This is a genomic window from Paenibacillus sp. DRB1-1 (assembly GCF_052119485.1).
Taxonomy (GTDB): domain Bacteria; phylum Bacillota; class Bacilli; order Paenibacillales; family Paenibacillaceae; genus Paenibacillus; species Paenibacillus polymyxa_B.
This window is the reverse complement of the sequence record NZ_JBODQH010000001.1, coordinates 297000-313983: the sequence shown is the minus strand read 5'-3', so window position 1 is coordinate 313983 and position 16984 is coordinate 297000. Positions and strand designations below refer to the sequence as shown.

The following is a 16984-nucleotide window of genomic DNA, read 5'->3' as shown; positions in this document are numbered from 1 at the left end:
TGGTAGCTGTTACGGGACAATGTTCCGAAGGATCTATGTCGTTGTGAGGAGGATTAAAGAGGGTTACGAAAAGCTTTTGCGGTCGGAGATGTTTTTGACGCAGAAGCTTTTCATGTTTTCAGAATGGTAGATTTGAAATTGGGGGGAGAGCCATGGGCGGAGCTGAAGAAAAGAGAAAGCGGCTGGAACTGCTGATGAAGCAGGTTGTGATGCCAACGGGAGTGGTTGAACCTTATTTTTTGGACGGTTGGATTGAACAAGTGGAGATTAGCCGTACCAATAAGGATTGGAATATCACTATTGCCAAGGAGACACTGGTCCCCGCTCAGGTGTATCGTACGTTCTGTATTCAAGTACAGGAAAAAATGAGTCACATCGCAAAAATTACGTTCCGGTTTCAGTATAGTGAGCAGGTTCAGCCGAGTGATATCATTAGTGAATACTGGAAACTTTTTCTAGAGTGGGTACATCGTGAGATTCCTTCTGTTAACGGTTGGTTAAATCGGGCTGTGCATGAGTGGGAAGACGGTCTATTATTGCTAACGATGAGCGACAGTATGTCATTGGAACTGGCGCGTAAAAAGCAGATAGATCAAGCTATCATCAAATTTTACAATAAATATTTCGGGCTCTCTATGCGCATTAAAGTCCAGGTGGGTGAAAGTAACCAGGAGGCATTACAGCAATTCCAAGAGAAGAAAATGCAGGAAGAACGCGAAGTTATTCAGCAGATGATGGAAAGTATGGAATCCGAAATGCCGCCTTTGGATGAAGAAGAAGGAGACGTACGGCTTCAATTTGGTTATGACATCAAAGAACCCGCTGTTCCGATGCAAGATATTCAGGACGAAGAAAAGAAAGTCACCTTACAAGGGACAATCTTCGGTTTGGATAGTAAAGAATTGCGCAATGGCAGTACGTTGTTTACGTATTATTTGACCGACTTTAGTGATTCCCTGCAAATGAAAATGTTTGCTAAAACTAAAGAAGATCTGAAGATCCTCAGTTTGTTGGCTAACGGGAAATGGGTCAAAGTGCGGGGGCGAGTTGAATATGATCGTTTTATGCAAATTCCCGAGCTGGTTATGATTCCTTCCGATCTAGTTGAAGTACAGGCTCCACCCACACGTAAGGATAAGGCAGAGGAAAAACGGGTTGAGTTCCATCTACACACAAAGATGAGTGCAATGGATGCTGTCGCCTCGATTGATCAATACGTCAAAACAGCCGCCAAATGGGGGCACAAAGCGATTGCGGTCACCGATCACGGTGGTGTGCAATGCTATCCTGACGCAGCAAAAGCAGCAAAGAAAAACGGAATTAAAATGATCTACGGTATTGAGGCCAACGTGGTTAATGATGCCGTTGAGGTTGTAATGCAGGCACAACCATTAAATTTGAAAACAGCGACTTATGTCGTTTTTGATATTGAAACCACCGGTTTATCGGTTACACAGAATAAAATTATTGAGATTGCGGCTGTAAAAATGCATGATGGCAAAGAAGTTGATCGTTATGCTACCTTTGTCAATCCGCATGAGCGTATACCATATAATATCCAGCAACTGACCAACATTAACGATGAAATGGTCAAGGATGCGCCGGATGTAGAACCTGTTATGAAGGAGTTTGTAGCTTTTGCTGGCGATGCTGTATTGGTTGCCCATAATGCGCGATTTGATGTCGGCTTTATCCAGGCCACCCTTCGAAATATGGGTTTGCCTGAAATGACCAATCCGGTACTGGATACGCTCGAATTGGCTCGTTTACTGTTTCCAACGATGAAAAACCACCGTCTGAATACGCTGACGACCAAATATAAAGTGGCGCTCGAAAGCCATCACCGGGCCATTGACGATACAGTCGCACTGACTGAAGTGCTGAATGGCTTGCTGAATGATGCGGAACAAATTAAGGGTTTAAAAATGCTCGATCGTCTGAATGATTATGTGGGTAAGGATTTATCGACCGTTCGTCCTTTTCACTGCTGTATCTATGCCCTCAACCCGATTGGTAAAAAAAATCTGTACAAGCTGGTTTCGATGTCTCATACCGAATATTTCAAGCGTGTGCCTTGTATTCCTAAATCAAAATTGTCAGAAATGAGAGACGGATTGCTTATTATTTCTGGCTGCGAAAAAGGAGAGTTCTTCGAGGCTGTGTTGAACAAGTCCGAGGAAGAGGCTGAGGAAATTGCACAGTTTTATGATGTGTTGGAGATTCAGCCTTTGACAATGTATATGCATCTAGTGGAAAAGCAACTGGTAAGCGGTCCTGATGCTCTGAAAACGGCGATACGCAAAGTATGCGAAATTGGACGGCGCCTTGATAAGCCCGTAATTGCCACAGGTAATGTTCACTATTTGGAAACTCGAGATAAGCTGTACCGTGATATTACGATACACGGCATTACGGGATTTAGCCCGCTAAAAGATATTCGTAAGCCAGATGCGCATTTACGCACCACAGACGAAATGCTGGCAGAATTCGAGTTTTTAGGCGAGGAGAAAGCCTATGAAGTCGTTGTGAAGAATACCATTGAGCTGGCGGATCGGTTTGAGGAGCTGGAGCTGTTCCCTGACAAGCTGTTTACACCTTTGCTGGATGGGGCGGACGAGGAAATCCGCAACACTTGCTACGAGACGGCTAAATCCATCTATGGTGAGGAATTGCCCGAGGTGGTTGTAGCCCGCCTTGAAAAAGAACTGGAGCCGATTATTAAATACGGTTTCTCTGCCAACTATCTCATTTCCGAGCGTCTGGTTAAAAAGTCTAATAAGGATGGATATCTGGTAGGTTCACGGGGTTCTGTTGGATCTTCTGTGGTCGCTACCTTTCTCGGAATTTCCGAGGTTAATCCACTGCCTGCACATTATATTTGCAATAATCCTGATTGCAGACATAGCGAATGGATTTTGGACGGTAGTGTGCCGAGCGGATTTGACTTGCCGGACAAAAACTGTCCGAACTGTGGTGGCAAATTGAAGGGTGAGGGACAGGATATTCCGTTTGAAACGTTTCTTGGGTTTAAGGGAGATAAAGTTCCCGATATTGACTTGAACTTCTCTGGCGAATATCAGCCTGTCGCACATAACTATACGAAAGTATTGTTTGGTGAGAAAAGTGTATTCCGTGCTGGAACCATAGGTACAGTTGCCGAAAAAACTGCCTTTGGCTTTGCAAAGAAATATGAAGAGGCGCATCATAAAAAATGGCGTGGGGCTGAGCTGAACAGGCTGGCTTCGGGCTGTACAGGGGTCAAACGTAGTACAGGGCAACATCCAGGCGGAATTGTCGTTGTTCCCGATTATATTGAGGTCGAGGATATTACGCCGGTACAGTACCCGGCCGATGATACGAGCTCGGAATGGAAAACAACGCATTTTGATTATCACGCTTTTGATGCGAATTTACTCAAACTCGATATTCTGGGTCATGATGATCCGACCATGATGAGGATGCTTCAGGATTTGACCGGTGTCGATCCTACGACCATTCCAATGAATGATCCTAAAGTGATGAGCATGTTCAACTCCACGGAGGCGCTCGGTGTAACACCCCAGCAAATCCGCACGCCTGTTGCAACCTATGGTGTACCGGAGATGGGAACAAAGTTTGTACGCCAAATGCTAGTAGAGTCGCAGCCAAGTTCTTTTGCTGATTTACTGCAAATTTCCGGACTGTCTCACGGCACGGGCGTATGGTTGGGGAATGCACAGGAACTGATTAAGAATAATACCTGCAACATCAAGACTGTAATTGGTTGCCGTGATGATATCATGTTGTTTCTGATTTACAAGGCAGGGATGGACGCAGGTCTGGCCTTTAAAATTACGGAGAGCGTACGTAAAGGTAAGGGGCTTAGTGCCGAATGGATTGAGGAAATGAAAAAATGCAAGGTGCCACAGTGGTACATTGATTCCTGTCTGAAAATCCAGTACATGTTTCCGAAGGCGCATGCTGCAGCCTATGTTATTTCAGCAGTGCGCACAGCGTACTTTAAGCTGTATCATCCGATTGAATATTATGCGACTTACTTTTCAGTACGTGCAGCTGATTTTGATATTGAGCTGTGCTGTCAGGGATATGATGCAATCGCGCGGAAGATTGTCGAAATCGAGCAGCTCGGCTTTCAGGCACCGCCCAAAGAAAAAGGGATGCTTCCGATCCTGGAAATGGCTCTAGAAATGACGGCTCGCGGGTTTAGTTTTAAATCCATTGATTTGTACCGTTCCGAAGCTACACGCTTCAAGGTCGATGGAGATTCACTCATTCCGCCATTCGGAGCTCTTCAGGGAATTGGAGACAATGCAGCACGTAACATCGCAGCCTCCCGTGAACAGGGTGAATTTTTGTCTGTCGAGGATTTTCAACAAAAATCGAAGGCAAGTAAAACCATTGTCGAAATGCTATCCCAGTTGGGATGCTTTCGAGGTCTGCCAGAGAGTAATCAGCTGTCTCTGTTTTAATCCGAACTAGAGTAGTCAAGCTCTGGCACTTGTCACATAACTATGGTTATGTTATAATTTTTTTGGTAATCATGGAGATAAAACCGTTGCTAAAAGAGTGGGGAAACCCACTCTTTACTGTTTGATATACAGTTACAACGTGAAAAGGTTATTTTTGGGCACGAAACCGGTACGCCGGTTTATTTGCAGTGAGCCCGAAATGAACATTACATCAAATGAAAATGAAAATGCCGGTGATGGAGAAGCATTGTCCATGGCAATAGGGCGTCTTTTTTTCACCACAGGAAAGTTCACTTTTGGAGGTTATAATCTTTGAGCACACCAAAGATCAAATCAGTAGTAGAAGAAATGGCCCAACCTTACCTCGATGAGCATGGTTTTGAACTGGTCGATGTCGAGTATGTCAAAGAGGGCAGCAATTGGTTTCTTCGCGTTTTTGTAGACAAAGACGGAGGAATTGATCTGGACGACTGCAGTATGATCAGTGAATATCTGGGTCAAAAGTTGGATGAAAATGACCCTGTTTCTACAGCATATTTTCTGGAAGTGTCTTCACCAGGCGCCGAAAGACCGCTGAAAAAAGCGGAGGACGTTACTAAAGCGGTAGGCAAAAACGTATTCGTTACTACATACGAGCCGATCAACGGCCTGAAGGAATTCGAAGGTCGTTTGCTTTCTTTTGAAGATGGGGAACTCACCGTTCAAAGCGGACAAAAGAAGCATGTTATACCTTATGACAAGGTAGCTGGTGCAAGGCTCGCGATCATATTTTAATTCAGATTTGACTGTTGCTGTTTGACATGTACTACATGTTTTTTTACCTCGTGTGCCGACCAGTACGCAGGTGCATCATTTGAAAGGGGGAGCAGTGATCCATGAGTATGGATTTTATTGAAGCAATGAACGAGTTGGAAAGAGAAAAGGGGATCAGCAAGGATGTGCTGTTTGAGGCCATTGAAGCAGCCTTGATTTCCAGTTACAAACGGAATTTCAACACCGCACAAAACGTGCGTGTTGATATGAACCGCAACTCGGGAGTCATTAAGGTATATGCCCGCAAGCTGATCGTTGAGGAGGTATTGGATCCTCGCACCGAGATTTCGTTGCCTGCGGCCCGTGAGATTAACCCGCATTTTCAGTTGGAAGATATCGCTGAAATTGAAGTCACACCACGTGATTTTGGACGGATTGCTGCACAAACTGCGAAGCAGGTCGTGACCCAGCGTATCCGCGAAGCGGAACGGGGACTGATCTACAACAAGTTTGTGGACAAGGAAGAAGATATTGTAACAGGAACTGTACAGCGCCAAGACCCACGTAATATTTATATTGATCTTGGTAAGGTGGAAGCAGTTCTTCCGTTGGGCGAACTGATGCCTAATGAGAAATTTAGCCATCTGGATCGGATTAAGGCTTATATTACCAAGGTAGAGAACACAACCAAAGGACCGCAAATTATGCTGTCTCGATCACATCCGGGTCTGCTTAAGCGTTTGTTCGAACTCGAAGTGCCTGAAATTTTTGATGGTGTTGTAGAGATTCGTTCCGTAGCGCGTGAAGCAGGCTTCCGTTCTAAAATCGCGGTTCATTCCCGTAACGCCGAGGTTGATCCGGTCGGTTCTTGTGTGGGTCCGAGAGGAACACGTGTACAGACCATTGTGAACGAGCTGCGTGGTGAAAAAATCGACATTGTACGCTATTCCGATAATGTTGATGAATACGTGGCTAATGCGCTGAGTCCGTCCAAGGTGCTTGAAGTGCAGGTATTTGAAGAAGAGAAAATGGCGCGTGTTATTGTGCCTGATTATCAGCTTTCTCTTGCTATTGGTATCAAAGGGCAAAATGCTCGCCTAGCTGCTAAGCTTACGGGCTGGAAAATTGATATTAAGAGTGAAACACAGGCGGAGGAAGAACTCGGCAGACCGAGAACATCCACCGATGAAATGCATCAGGATTCCGTTTCTGTAGATTAAGCGGAGTGTAGGGGGGTTAATGCATGAAACAGAGAAAGATACCTTTGCGCAAATGTGTGGCCTGTCATGAAATGATGCCAAAGAAGCAGTTGATCCGTGTCGTCAAAACCCCTGAAGACGAAGTGTTGATTGACTTGACTGGCAAAAAGTCGGGACGCGGCGCTTACTTGTGCGGCAAAGCCGCCTGCTTCAAGCTGGCTCAAAAGAGCAAGGCACTGGATCGAGCATTGAAGCACTCGGTTCATCCTGAAATTTATGAGCAGCTAAGTCGTGATTTTGCTGCCGTCGAGGAAGAATTCCTGGCGGCACAAGGCAGCGTGCAGGATGAATAAGGCGCTGTCTGGATTGGGTCTTGCCATGAGAGCTGGCAAGCTGCTAACAGGTGATGAGATCGTTTATAAAGCGATCAGGTCTTCAGAAGCCAAGCTGGTCATTCTTGCGAAAGATGCTTCAATGAATACTCAAAAGAAATTCCGCGACAAATGCGGGACGTACAAAATCCCCTTATTGATAGGATTTGACCGGGAAAGCTTGGGAAGCAGTATCGGCAAACCTGAACGGGTTGTGCTGGCTGTGACAGATCAAGGATTCGCGAAATTGATCAAGAAACATGCGGGGATAATGTCGGAGGTGGAGTATATTGAGTAAACAAGAAAGCAAAGACAAAGTGCGGGTATACGAATACGCCAAATCGTTGAACATGAGCAGCAAAGAAATTATCACCATTCTTAAACGGCTGGATATTCCCGTGAACAACCATATGAGCGTCATGGAACATGATGCCGTAGGTAAAGTGGAAAGTTTTTTTAAGAATATTAAATCCAATGCTGCGGCCAAGCAAGGCGGAGCAGGTACGGCGCAAGTAAGCTCGAATCAGGCCGGTTCAAGCCAGAATAGTAATCATTCAACTGAGCAAACCAAAAATCAACAGGAAAAGCAGGTAAGTATGAATAGGACAAACAACAACCAAAACAGTAACCGAAGTAGCGCTCCAAAAGCGCAAAGCAGCCAGCAGGGCGGTCAAAACCGCAGCCAACAAAGTACTAGCAGACCAACTGGTCAGCAAAGTACACAGAACCGCAGTAACGGTCAACAACAGGGAGGACAACAGCGTCCCAGCGGTAACACAGGTTCGCGTCCTCAAGGCAACCAGAGCACTAACTCACGCCCTCAGGGAAGTAGTCAGGGTGGTACGGCAGTAAGAACGTCATCCTCCACAGGAAGCAACAATGCAAACCGTAGTGGTGGCAACCGTACAGGTAGTAACTCCAACAATGGTGGTAACCGTTCCGGTCAAGGACGTTTTGACGATAACCGTCAAGGCGGCGGACGTGGTGGTAACGGTGGTCGTGGAGGCAATAATCGCGGCGGCAGCAATCGTGGCGGGAAATTCAACAATCGTGGTAAAGGTCAACAACAGGAGCGTCGCGAGAAAATCGACAACACGCCTAAGAAAATTATTGTGCGTGGTGAGATGACTGTAGGCGAAACAGCCAAGCTTCTTCACAAGGATGCGTCAGAAGTCATCAAAAAGCTGATTGTGCTCGGAACAATGGCGACCATCAACCAGGAACTGGATATGGATACCATCCTCTTGCTTGCCGGAGACTTTGGTGTCGAGGTAGAAGTGAAAATTCCTGTCGAAGAAGATCGTTTTGAAACCGTGGAAGAAAATGATGATCCTGCGGATCTCAAAACACGTCCACCGGTTGTAACGATTATGGGTCACGTCGATCATGGTAAAACAACTTTGCTGGATGCCATTCGCTCGACTAATGTAACCGGTGGCGAAGCTGGCGGTATTACACAGCATATTGGTGCATACCAAGTTGAAATTAACAGCAAAAAAATTACTTTCCTGGATACACCGGGTCACGAAGCCTTTACTGCTATGCGTGCACGTGGTGCCCAAGTGACAGATATGACGATTATCGTGGTTGCAGCTGACGACGGTGTTATGCCACAGACGGTCGAAGCTATTAACCATGCGAAGGCGGCAGGTCTGCCAATTATCGTAGCTGTGAACAAGATCGACAAACCGGATGCCAACCCGGATAAAGTGAAGCAAGAACTCACTGAATATGAATTGGTACCTGAAGAGTGGGGCGGCGATACAATTTTCGTCAACGTTTCCGCGAAACAAAGAATGGGTCTGGAAGACCTGCTCGAGATGATTCTGCTCGTAGCTGAAGTGAATGAGTACAAAGCGAACCCGAACAAACGGGCACGTGGTACCATCATCGAGGCAGAACTGGATAAAGGTCGCGGTTCTGTAGCCCGTATCCTCGTTCAGAACGGTACACTGAAAGTCGGCGATGCTTTCGTAGCGGGTAACTGCTTCGGACGTGTGCGTGCCATGGTCAACGATAAAGGTCGTCGTCTTAAGGAAGCAGGTCCTTCCACTCCAGTTGAAATTACTGGTTTGACAGAAGTTCCACTTGCTGGCGATCCATTCATGGTGTTTGAGGATGAGCGCAAAGCTCGTGCTATTGCTGATAGACGTGCGATCACGCAACGCCAATCTGATCTGGGCAGTAATACCCGTGTAACACTGGATGACCTGTTCCAACACATCAAGGATGGCGAAATGAAGGATCTGAACGTCATTATTAAAGGTGACGTACAAGGTTCCGTCGAAGCGTTGAAAGGTTCCTTGAACAAGATTGAAGTTGAAGGTGTGCGCGTTAAAATTCTTCACAGTGGTGCAGGAGCAATCACCGAATCCGATATTATTTTGGCAGCAGCTTCCAATGCTATTGTCATTGGCTTTAATGTTCGTCCGGATAACCAGGCGAAATCTACAGCGGAAGCTGAAAAAGTGGATATTCGTCTACACCGTGTCATTTACAATGTCATTGAAGAAATAGAGCAAGCCATGAAGGGCATGCTGGATCCTGAATATAAAGAAAATGTGATTGGGCATGCTGAAGTACGTAACGTATTCAAAGTTACTAAAGTCGGTACGATCGCTGGTTGTATGGTGACATCCGGTAAAATTACCCGTTCAGCAGAAGCACGCCTGATTCGTGATGGCATCGTCATTTTTGAAGGTAAAATCGACTCACTGAAACGCTTTAAGGACGACGCAAAAGAAGTTGCCCAAGGTTACGAATGCGGTATTACCCTTGATGGCTATAATGATGTTAAGGAACTCGACATTATTGAAGCGTTCGTCATGGAAACAGTGGAGCGCTAACGGCAGAGAGGTGAGCATCCATGGCTAAAATACGTACAGGTCGGGTTGGCGAGCAGATCAAGAAGGAGCTAAGCCAACTCATACAAACTGAATTAAAAGACCCCCGCATCGGTTTTATCACGGTAACGGGTGTCGATCTTACAAATGATTTGTCCCAAGCGAAAATATACTTGAGCGTGCTCGGGGATGAAGAACAAAAAAATTCTTCCCTGAAGGCATTGGACAAAGCGAACGGTTATCTTCGTTCTGAACTCGGCAAACGGATACGGCTGCGCCATATTCCTGAGTTGATTTTCAAAATTGACGAATCTATTGCTTACGGCAGTCGAATTGAAAAACTGCTGAGTGATATCGACAAGGATGAAAAATAAAACTTTTAGTTTGTCTGAAGGAACCATGAACTGAATGTAAAGGAGAAGGCAATGCATACCTATGAACAGGCGCTTCAACAAGCGAAGGAATTTATTCTGGAGCATGATGATTACCTGATCGTATCGCATGTACAGCCGGACGGAGACGCAGTCAGCTCCACCGTAACGGTGGGCTGGCTTCTCTCATGTCTGGGGAAGAAATTTACCATGCTAAATGAGGGACCTATTCCCAAGCGTATGGATTTTTTATGGCATGCCGATGAGATTATGGATATGAGCCAGCAACCGCCAGAACGGAAATACAACCGGATCATTTGTGTAGATTGTGCGGATTACCGTCGTGTTGGTTTGACAGAGCAGTTTTTTACGGAAGATGCCATTATCCTGAATATTGATCATCATCCAACGAATGATGCGTATGGTACAGTTAATGTGATTAAGTCGGATGCTGCTGCAACAGCAGAAATTCTTTTTGACCTACTGAAAGAGTTTGCAGTAACCTGGGATGTTGAAATAGCTACGGCTTTATATACAGGGTTGCTAACGGATACAGGAGGTTTCCGTTACTCCAACACTTCACCGAAAGTGATGTCTACTGTGTCACAGCTACTTGCTTACGGTGTAGATGGTCCATCTTTATCCGAGAAATTGCTCGAGGAAATGACTTTTCCACAAATGAAGGTGCTGACAAAAGCATTGCAAACGCTCACGATGTCGGAGGATGGAAAAGTTGCTTGGGTCGTAGTATCACCTGACGACATGACGGAATGTGGCGCTGTAAATGAGGACTTGGAAGGCATTGTGAATTATCCAAGAAATATTCGTGGAGTTGAGGTAGGTATTTTCTTTAAGGTTATTAATGATCAAGCGGTCAAGGCCAGCTTGAGATCGGCAGGGAATGTTGATGTAGCTGCGCTGGCTCAATCATTTGGGGGCGGTGGACATGTACGTGCGGCTGGCTGCCGGCTAGAGGGTAAGCTGGGAGATATCATTGAGACAGTTGTAGGGCGGGTGAAGTCTGAGCTATGAATTCGATAAAGAAAGAACAGGCAACTTGGGAAGGCGTTCTACCTGTCTATAAACCTGCTGGATTTACCTCTCATGATGTGGTGGCCAAGGCTCGCCGTTTATTAGGTATGAAGCGAATCGGACACACTGGAACGCTTGATCCGCAAGTAACTGGTGTTTTGCCCTTGTGTCTGGGACGTGCCACCCGTGTGGTGGAATACATGCAAGAGCGGCCCAAAGAATATCGGGCTACACTGCGATTAGGAATTGCCACGGATACCGAAGACCTGACTGGGAAAATCACGGAAGAGAGTGAACGTCAAGTAGAGGTGACGGAAGTGGAAGTCAAAGCGGTTTTGAAGCGTTTTGTTGGTACGATTTCCCAAGTTCCTCCAATGTACTCCGCGCTAAAAGTGGATGGCAAACGTCTATATGAACTGGCTCGAGAAGGCAAAACCGTGGAACGAAAAAGTCGTGAAGTGAGCATTTACGAGTTGGAAATGACGGGATTCGCGGAGACGGGGGTGTATGTGGATATTTCTTTTCGTGCCTTATGCTCCAAAGGTACTTATATCCGTACACTATGTGTTGATATTGGCCGTGAATTAGGATATCCTTCAACGATGGTTAAACTGGAGCGAACCATGTCTGCGGGAATTCCTGCGGAACGTTGTCTGACTTTCGAAGAGATAGAGCGTTTCGTAGCGGATGGTAGTCTTGGAGAGCGACTTATTACAACTGATCAGGCGATTGACTATATGCCTGAGCATATAGTGGCTGAAGCCAAGGTAACTGCGGCTCTGCAAGGCCAACGCCTGTCGCTGAATATGATTTCACCACCTGTGACGGACAACCAGCCCTTCCGTTTGTATAAAGAGGATAAAACGTTTTTAGGCATATATGGTCGGGATGAATCAGACGCGATCGCTCCCATTAAAGTTTTTTTACCTTGAATTGTGCTATAATTTTGACGAAGTTAGTCAAATGATGTGAAATGCAGGTGAATTAATAATGATTACCGTATCGTTATCTTATCCATTGAGTGATGAGCTTTTGCAGCAATGGGGACATCCACAGGTCACGGCGATCGGTCAGTTTGATGGTCTTCATCTGGGACACGCAAGCGTGATACGTAAGGCCGTTGCGCTGGCTCGTGAACAGCAAGTGCCGGTATCTGTCATGACATTTCATCCTCACCCAAAGGAAGTCATGAAAAAAGGCGATTATGAAGGTTATTTAACACCGCTTGCGGACAAGCAGACTATTCTGGCTGATATGGGTGTGGACGTACTTTATATTTTGAGTTTTAACGAAGAATTTTCCAAGGTCAGCCCTGAGGCGTTTATGAGCGACGTGCTGCTTCCATTGCAAATTCGAACAGCGGTAGTAGGCTTTGATTTTCGGTTTGGCCACCGGGGAGCCGGGCATGAGGATACCCTTCGGAAGCTGGGAGGAGAGCTGATGTCTGTACACACCGTATCACCGTTCGAACTGGATGGGGACAAGGTGAGCAGTTCTGGCATTCGCCGTGCTTTACAGAACGGGGATCTAGCACATGCCTCTCGCTGGTTGGGACGTCCTTATCGTATCCAAGGTACTGTAATGGATGGAGAGAAGCGCGGACGTACGATCGGTTTTCCGACCGCTAATCTCAAACTGGATGATACCTACGTGATTCCGATCAAGGGTGTATACGCTGTACGGGCGCTTGTAGGCGATCGTTGGATAAATGGTGTAATGAATGTAGGGGTTAAGCCTACTTTTCATGAAGGTGTGCTGAATCCGTCGTTTGAAGTACACCTATTTGATTTTAATCAGCAAATTTATGGGGATTCTGTGCTTGTGGAGCTTCACCATTACATCCGCCCTGAACGCAAATTTTCTTCGGTGGATGAGCTGATCAGCCAAATTGGCAATGACGCACAAACGGCTAAAAAGCTGTTAGGCTAATTTATTTACATAAGACAGGCGCTGTGTTATACTGACTTATGTTGTGTAAACAACGATGAACCTTAGCTTGGTTGTCCGCTTTCACCGGCGGCTACGAGGCTAATGGCGATTATAATGAAGGAGGTGAACAGGATGGCATTGACTCAAGAGCGTAAACAGCAATTGATCGAGGAGTACAAAACTCATGAATCCGATACAGGATCACCAGAGGTACAAATCGCTATCCTTACTGAAAACATCGTCAACTTGCAAAGTCACTTTCGTTCGCACAAGAAAGACCATCACTCCCGCCGCGGGTTGTTGAAAATGGTCGGTCAGCGTCGTAAACTTTTGGCTTACCTGAAGAAGACTGATGTTAAACGTTACAGTGCGTTGATCGAGCGTCTCGGACTGCGTCGTTAATTTTCAGACATGTAATGAGAAAAGAAGCCTGGTTGTTCACCGCTTGTCCCTGCTAAGGCGACGGCGGACAGCAGCCGGGTTCTTTTTTGAAATGAGGAATCTTTTTTTGAATTACATATCCTGATTTATCTGCTAGCTTCTTATGAATAAGCCCTGCGCAGGAAATACTGGATATGTATAGAACTTTTACAATGAAATGAAATGGAGGGATACCATGGAGCAACGCGTAGAAATGCAGCTCGGCGGAAGAAAGCTGGTGCTGGAAACAGGACGTCTTGCGAAACAAGCCAATGCGGCAGTTAAAGTGAGCTACGGAGAAACAGTTGTGCTTTGTACCGTGACCGCTTCCCGTGAACCGAAAGATTTGGACTTTTTTCCCCTGACCGTAAACTATGAGGAAAGATTGTATGCTGTAGGGAAAATTCCTGGCGGATTTATTAAACGTGAAGGACGTCCGAGTCAAAAAGCGATTTTGTCGAGCCGTTTGACAGACCGTCCAATTCGTCCATTGTTCCCGGAAGGTTTCCGGAATGATGTACAGGTGTTGAACCTGGTTATGAGTGTCGATCAGGATTGCGAACCTGAAATTGCAGCAATGATCGGAACCTCGGCAGCACTTAGCATTTCGGATGTACCTTTTAATGGGCCAATCGGTGGAGTCGCTGTAGGACGTGTAGACGGGCAATTTGTGATTAACCCGGATATTGCACAGCAGAATGTAAGCGATCTGTACCTGGTTGTAGCCGGAACGAAAGATGCCATCATGATGGTAGAAGCCGAAGGCAATGAGATTCCAGAGGAAGTTATGCTGGAAGCTATTATGTTCGGTCATGATGAGATTAAGAACATTGTGGCAGTCATTGAACAATTGGTGCAAGTAGCAGGTAAAGAGAAAATGCAGGTTAAACTGCATGCTGTTGATGAAAAAGTGAACAGTGAAGTACGTGCTTATGCAGCTCAACGTTTAATGGAAGCTGTTAAAATTGCAGAAAAACATGCCCGTCAAGAGGCGATTGATGCAGTCAACGAAGAGACAGTTGCCCATTTTGAAGCACAATACATAGAGACACCTGAGCTTTTGAGCGACGTGAGCGAAGTTCTCTATGATATCGTCAAGGAAGAAGTACGTCGTTTGATCACGCATGATAAAGTGCGTCCTGATGGTCGTAAGCTTGACGAAATTCGTCCGATTGAAAGCGACACTAGTATTTTGCCGCGTACTCATGGTTCGGGCTTATTTACACGCGGTCAAACGCAAGCGCTTAGCATTTGTACACTTGGTGCATTGGGTGATGTACAAATTTTGGACGGTATTGATTTGGAAGAAACAAAACGCTTTATGCATCATTACAATTTCCCGCCATTCAGCGTAGGTGAGGCTCGTCCTTTGCGTGCGCCAGGCCGTCGTGAAATCGGACATGGTGCTCTTGGTGAACGTGCACTTTCCAAAGTAATTCCTTCCGAAACTGAATTTCCATACACCATCCGTTTGGTTTCCGAGGTACTGGAATCAAATGGTTCGACTTCACAAGCTAGTATTTGTGCTAGTACACTGGCTATGATGGATGCAGGTGTACCGATTAAAGCTCCGGTTGCAGGTGTAGCGATGGGATTGATCAAGGATGGAGACCATGTTTCCGTATTGACTGATATCCAAGGGATGGAAGACCACCTGGGCGATATGGACTTTAAAGTTGCTGGTACCGCGGAAGGCGTAACTGCCATTCAAATGGATATTAAAATTAACGGTATTGACCGCCAGATTTTACAGGATGCGCTCAAGCAAGCTAAAGAAGGACGCTTGTTTATTCTTAGCAAAATGATGGAAGCGATCCAGAAGCCACGTGAGCAGTTGTCTCAGTATGCTCCGAAAATTATGACGATGCACATTAACCCGGACAAAATCCGTGATGTTATTGGAGCTGGTGGTAAAATCATCAACAAAATCATCGAAGAAACCGGCGTAAAAATCGATATTGAACAAGATGGTCGTGTGTTCATCGCTTCCACAAATCAAGAGATGAATGAAAAGGCACGTTCCATTATTGAGGGTATCGTAAAGGAAGTCGTGGTCGGTGAGATTTACATCGGTACAGTAAAACGGATTGAGAAATTCGGTGCATTTGTTGAAATTTTACCGGGCAAAGATGGTCTGGTTCATATTTCTCAACTGTCTACTGAACGTGTAGCCAAAGTTGAAGATGTAATTGCTATTGGGGATACAATTACGGTGAAAGTAACCGAAATTGATCAACAAGGTCGTGTCAATCTGTCCCGTAAGGCTGTTCTGACTGCAGAAGCACCTGCAAAATCCTAGGTACCTGCATGTTGCAGACTAGAAAGGCAGGAGTAGCTTTTCGTATTAACAGTACAAGGAATTTGAATAGCATTGTTTAAGCTTTTGGAAAGAGGCAGAGCTACGTTTCTGGCTCTTTTTTCATACATATGCACAAGCTGCGCCAAAGTAGGCTTCTAGAGGCTACTGCGTCATAGTTCTTGTCCTCCCCGCATACAATGTGGACAAACGGTCGGGAGGATGAAGGAATCATGAGTAGGGCAAAAAGAGCAGTGTGGGTGGTAGCCAGTTTAGCCATCACACTGGTAATCGGACAGTTTAGCGGGGTTCGTGACTTCGCTAATCAATTACGCAATGGAGACGCTACAGAAGTTGGGGAGCCTAAAGCTGAAACAACGATGGCGATGGCGGCTTTACCCGATAATGCGCTTATGCAGCGACTAAGAACAGAAGCAGCCCGTCAGCGGCGGGAACCAGTTGATGCCAAGATCGACAGGGTATGGAAGGCTATTCCAGGCTATAACGGACTGGAGGTGGATTTGGATGCTACCTATCGCAAAGCGATTGCATCTCCGGATCGACCCATTCAATATGTATATCGGCAATTGGCACCTAAAATACATTTAAATCAGCTTGGTAATGTTCCAATTTACAGGGGCAATCCCGAAAAGCCAATGGTATCCTTCATGATCAATGTAGCATGGGGGAATGAATTTATCCTGCCGATACTGAACACGCTGGATCAGGAAAAGGTCAAGGCCACATTTTTTCTTGATGGAAGTTGGCTGAAAAAAAATCCTGAACTCGCCAAGGAGATTCAAAAAAGAGGACATGAGCTTTCGAATCATGCTTACTCTCATCCGAATATGAGCCGTCTGAGTCGGGCCAGAGCTATACAAGAAATTGAAAAGACACAAGAGCTTCTTCAAGAAACTTTGAGCGTCAAAAATAACTGGTTTGCCCCTCCATCGGGCGATTTTAATCAGCAGACGGTGGATATAGCAGCAGAACGTGGGCTCAAAACAGTGTTGTGGACATTGGACACTGTAGATTGGAAACATCCGTCACCAGAATCGGTGATTAACAAAATCACTAGTAAGGTCGAATCAGGCACACTGATATTGATGCACCCAACAGATTCCTCAGCGGCTGCTCTCAAAGGCATGATCCATGCCATTCGTAGTAAGGGACTTGTGCTCGGAACTGTCAGTCAGACACTTTCCCCTGATCGACAGCTACCTGCTCCGGTTGAGTGAATGTCTTTTTTCTGTTAGGATTGAACATTATGGCTAAGTATGCAATTCAGTTTAGGAGGGCCA

At 45.8% G+C, this 16984-nt stretch carries 13 protein-coding genes; all 13 read left to right on the top strand.

The window, feature by feature from the left end; genetic code table 11:
- The first annotated feature begins 152 nt into the window (after nucleotides 1–152).
- Entirely contained in the window at nucleotides 153–4469 is a 4317-nt protein-coding gene (locus tag ACQW03_RS01330; RefSeq protein WP_220031140.1) for a PolC-type DNA polymerase III, read from the top strand.
- A gap of 312 nt (nucleotides 4470–4781) precedes the next feature.
- On the top strand, nucleotides 4782–5243 hold the full coding sequence (gene rimP / locus ACQW03_RS01325) for a ribosome maturation factor RimP (RefSeq protein ID WP_013309926.1): 462 nt from the start codon (nucleotides 4782–4784) through the stop codon (nucleotides 5241–5243).
- 101 nt (nucleotides 5244–5344) lie between these two features.
- Complete coding sequence (gene nusA, locus ACQW03_RS01320; RefSeq protein ID WP_013309927.1) at nucleotides 5345–6442, top strand: transcription termination factor NusA; 1098 nt, start codon at nucleotides 5345–5347, stop codon at nucleotides 6440–6442.
- A gap of 23 nt (nucleotides 6443–6465) precedes the next feature.
- Nucleotides 6466–6774 carry an RNase P modulator RnpM gene (rnpM, locus tag ACQW03_RS01315; protein WP_071640527.1) on the top strand — a complete coding sequence of 103 codons (309 nt, stop codon included), beginning with the start codon at nucleotides 6466–6468 and terminating at the stop codon, nucleotides 6772–6774.
- The gene (locus tag ACQW03_RS01310) at nucleotides 6767–7090 is read left to right on the top strand and encodes a L7Ae/L30e/S12e/Gadd45 family ribosomal protein (RefSeq protein WP_013309928.1); all 324 of its coding nucleotides are present in this window, start codon (nucleotides 6767–6769) and stop codon (nucleotides 7088–7090) included. The genes rnpM and ACQW03_RS01310 overlap by 8 nt, the downstream gene beginning before the upstream one ends.
- Nucleotides 7083–9638 carry a translation initiation factor IF-2 gene (gene infB, locus ACQW03_RS01305; RefSeq protein WP_071640528.1) on the top strand — a complete coding sequence of 852 codons (2556 nt, stop codon included), beginning with the start codon at nucleotides 7083–7085 and terminating at the stop codon, nucleotides 9636–9638. Before ACQW03_RS01310 ends, infB begins: the two co-directional genes overlap by 8 nt.
- Before the next feature lie 20 nt (nucleotides 9639–9658).
- Entirely contained in the window at nucleotides 9659–10009 is a 351-nt protein-coding gene (rbfA, locus tag ACQW03_RS01300; RefSeq protein WP_010346342.1) for a 30S ribosome-binding factor RbfA, read from the top strand.
- A gap of 51 nt (nucleotides 10010–10060) precedes the next feature.
- Nucleotides 10061–11038 carry a DHH family phosphoesterase gene (locus tag ACQW03_RS01295; RefSeq protein WP_023988218.1) on the top strand — a complete coding sequence of 326 codons (978 nt, stop codon included), beginning with the start codon at nucleotides 10061–10063 and terminating at the stop codon, nucleotides 11036–11038.
- Nucleotides 11035–11970: a tRNA pseudouridine(55) synthase TruB gene (gene truB, locus ACQW03_RS01290; protein ID WP_071640530.1), complete on the top strand. Its 936-nt coding sequence runs from the start codon at nucleotides 11035–11037 to the stop codon at nucleotides 11968–11970. Before ACQW03_RS01295 ends, truB begins: the two co-directional genes overlap by 4 nt.
- Before the next feature lie 58 nt (nucleotides 11971–12028).
- Nucleotides 12029–12967: a bifunctional riboflavin kinase/FAD synthetase gene (locus tag ACQW03_RS01285; protein ID WP_025720908.1), complete on the top strand. Its 939-nt coding sequence runs from the start codon at nucleotides 12029–12031 to the stop codon at nucleotides 12965–12967.
- Nucleotides 12968–13099: 132 nt separating this feature from the next.
- On the top strand, nucleotides 13100–13369 hold the full coding sequence (gene rpsO / locus ACQW03_RS01280; protein ID WP_007430074.1) for a 30S ribosomal protein S15: 270 nt from the start codon (nucleotides 13100–13102) through the stop codon (nucleotides 13367–13369).
- A 214-nt stretch (nucleotides 13370–13583) separates the two neighbouring features.
- On the top strand, nucleotides 13584–15686 hold the full coding sequence (pnp, locus tag ACQW03_RS01275; RefSeq protein WP_025720905.1) for a polyribonucleotide nucleotidyltransferase: 2103 nt from the start codon (nucleotides 13584–13586) through the stop codon (nucleotides 15684–15686).
- 230 nt (nucleotides 15687–15916) lie between these two features.
- Nucleotides 15917–16921 (top strand): polysaccharide deacetylase family protein, encoded by a 1005-nt coding sequence (locus ACQW03_RS01270; RefSeq protein WP_441947923.1) that lies wholly within the window; start codon nucleotides 15917–15919, stop codon nucleotides 16919–16921.
- Nucleotides 16922–16984: the final 63 nt, after the last annotated feature.

Bases quoted from the DNA above. Each gene is read 5' to 3' on its own strand.
- rbfA (WP_010346342.1), top strand. From the start codon at position 9,659: ATGGCTAAAATACGTACAGGTCGGGTTGGCGAGCAGATCAAGAAGGAG.
- truB (WP_071640530.1), top strand. From the start codon at position 11,035: ATGAATTCGATAAAGAAAGAACAGGCAACTTGGGAAGGCGTTCTACCT.
- pnp (WP_025720905.1), top strand. From the start codon at position 13,584: ATGGAGCAACGCGTAGAAATGCAGCTCGGCGGAAGAAAGCTGGTGCTG.
- ACQW03_RS01270 (WP_441947923.1), top strand. From the start codon at position 15,917: ATGAGTAGGGCAAAAAGAGCAGTGTGGGTGGTAGCCAGTTTAGCCATC.
- ACQW03_RS01330 (WP_220031140.1), top strand. From the start codon at position 153: ATGGGCGGAGCTGAAGAAAAGAGAAAGCGGCTGGAACTGCTGATGAAG.
- rpsO (WP_007430074.1), top strand. From the start codon at position 13,100: ATGGCATTGACTCAAGAGCGTAAACAGCAATTGATCGAGGAGTACAAA.
- rnpM (WP_071640527.1), top strand. From the start codon at position 6,466: ATGAAACAGAGAAAGATACCTTTGCGCAAATGTGTGGCCTGTCATGAA.
- ACQW03_RS01310 (WP_013309928.1), top strand. From the start codon at position 6,767: ATGAATAAGGCGCTGTCTGGATTGGGTCTTGCCATGAGAGCTGGCAAG.
- ACQW03_RS01295 (WP_023988218.1), top strand. From the start codon at position 10,061: ATGCATACCTATGAACAGGCGCTTCAACAAGCGAAGGAATTTATTCTG.
- nusA (WP_013309927.1), top strand. From the start codon at position 5,345: ATGAGTATGGATTTTATTGAAGCAATGAACGAGTTGGAAAGAGAAAAG.
- ACQW03_RS01285 (WP_025720908.1), top strand. From the start codon at position 12,029: ATGATTACCGTATCGTTATCTTATCCATTGAGTGATGAGCTTTTGCAG.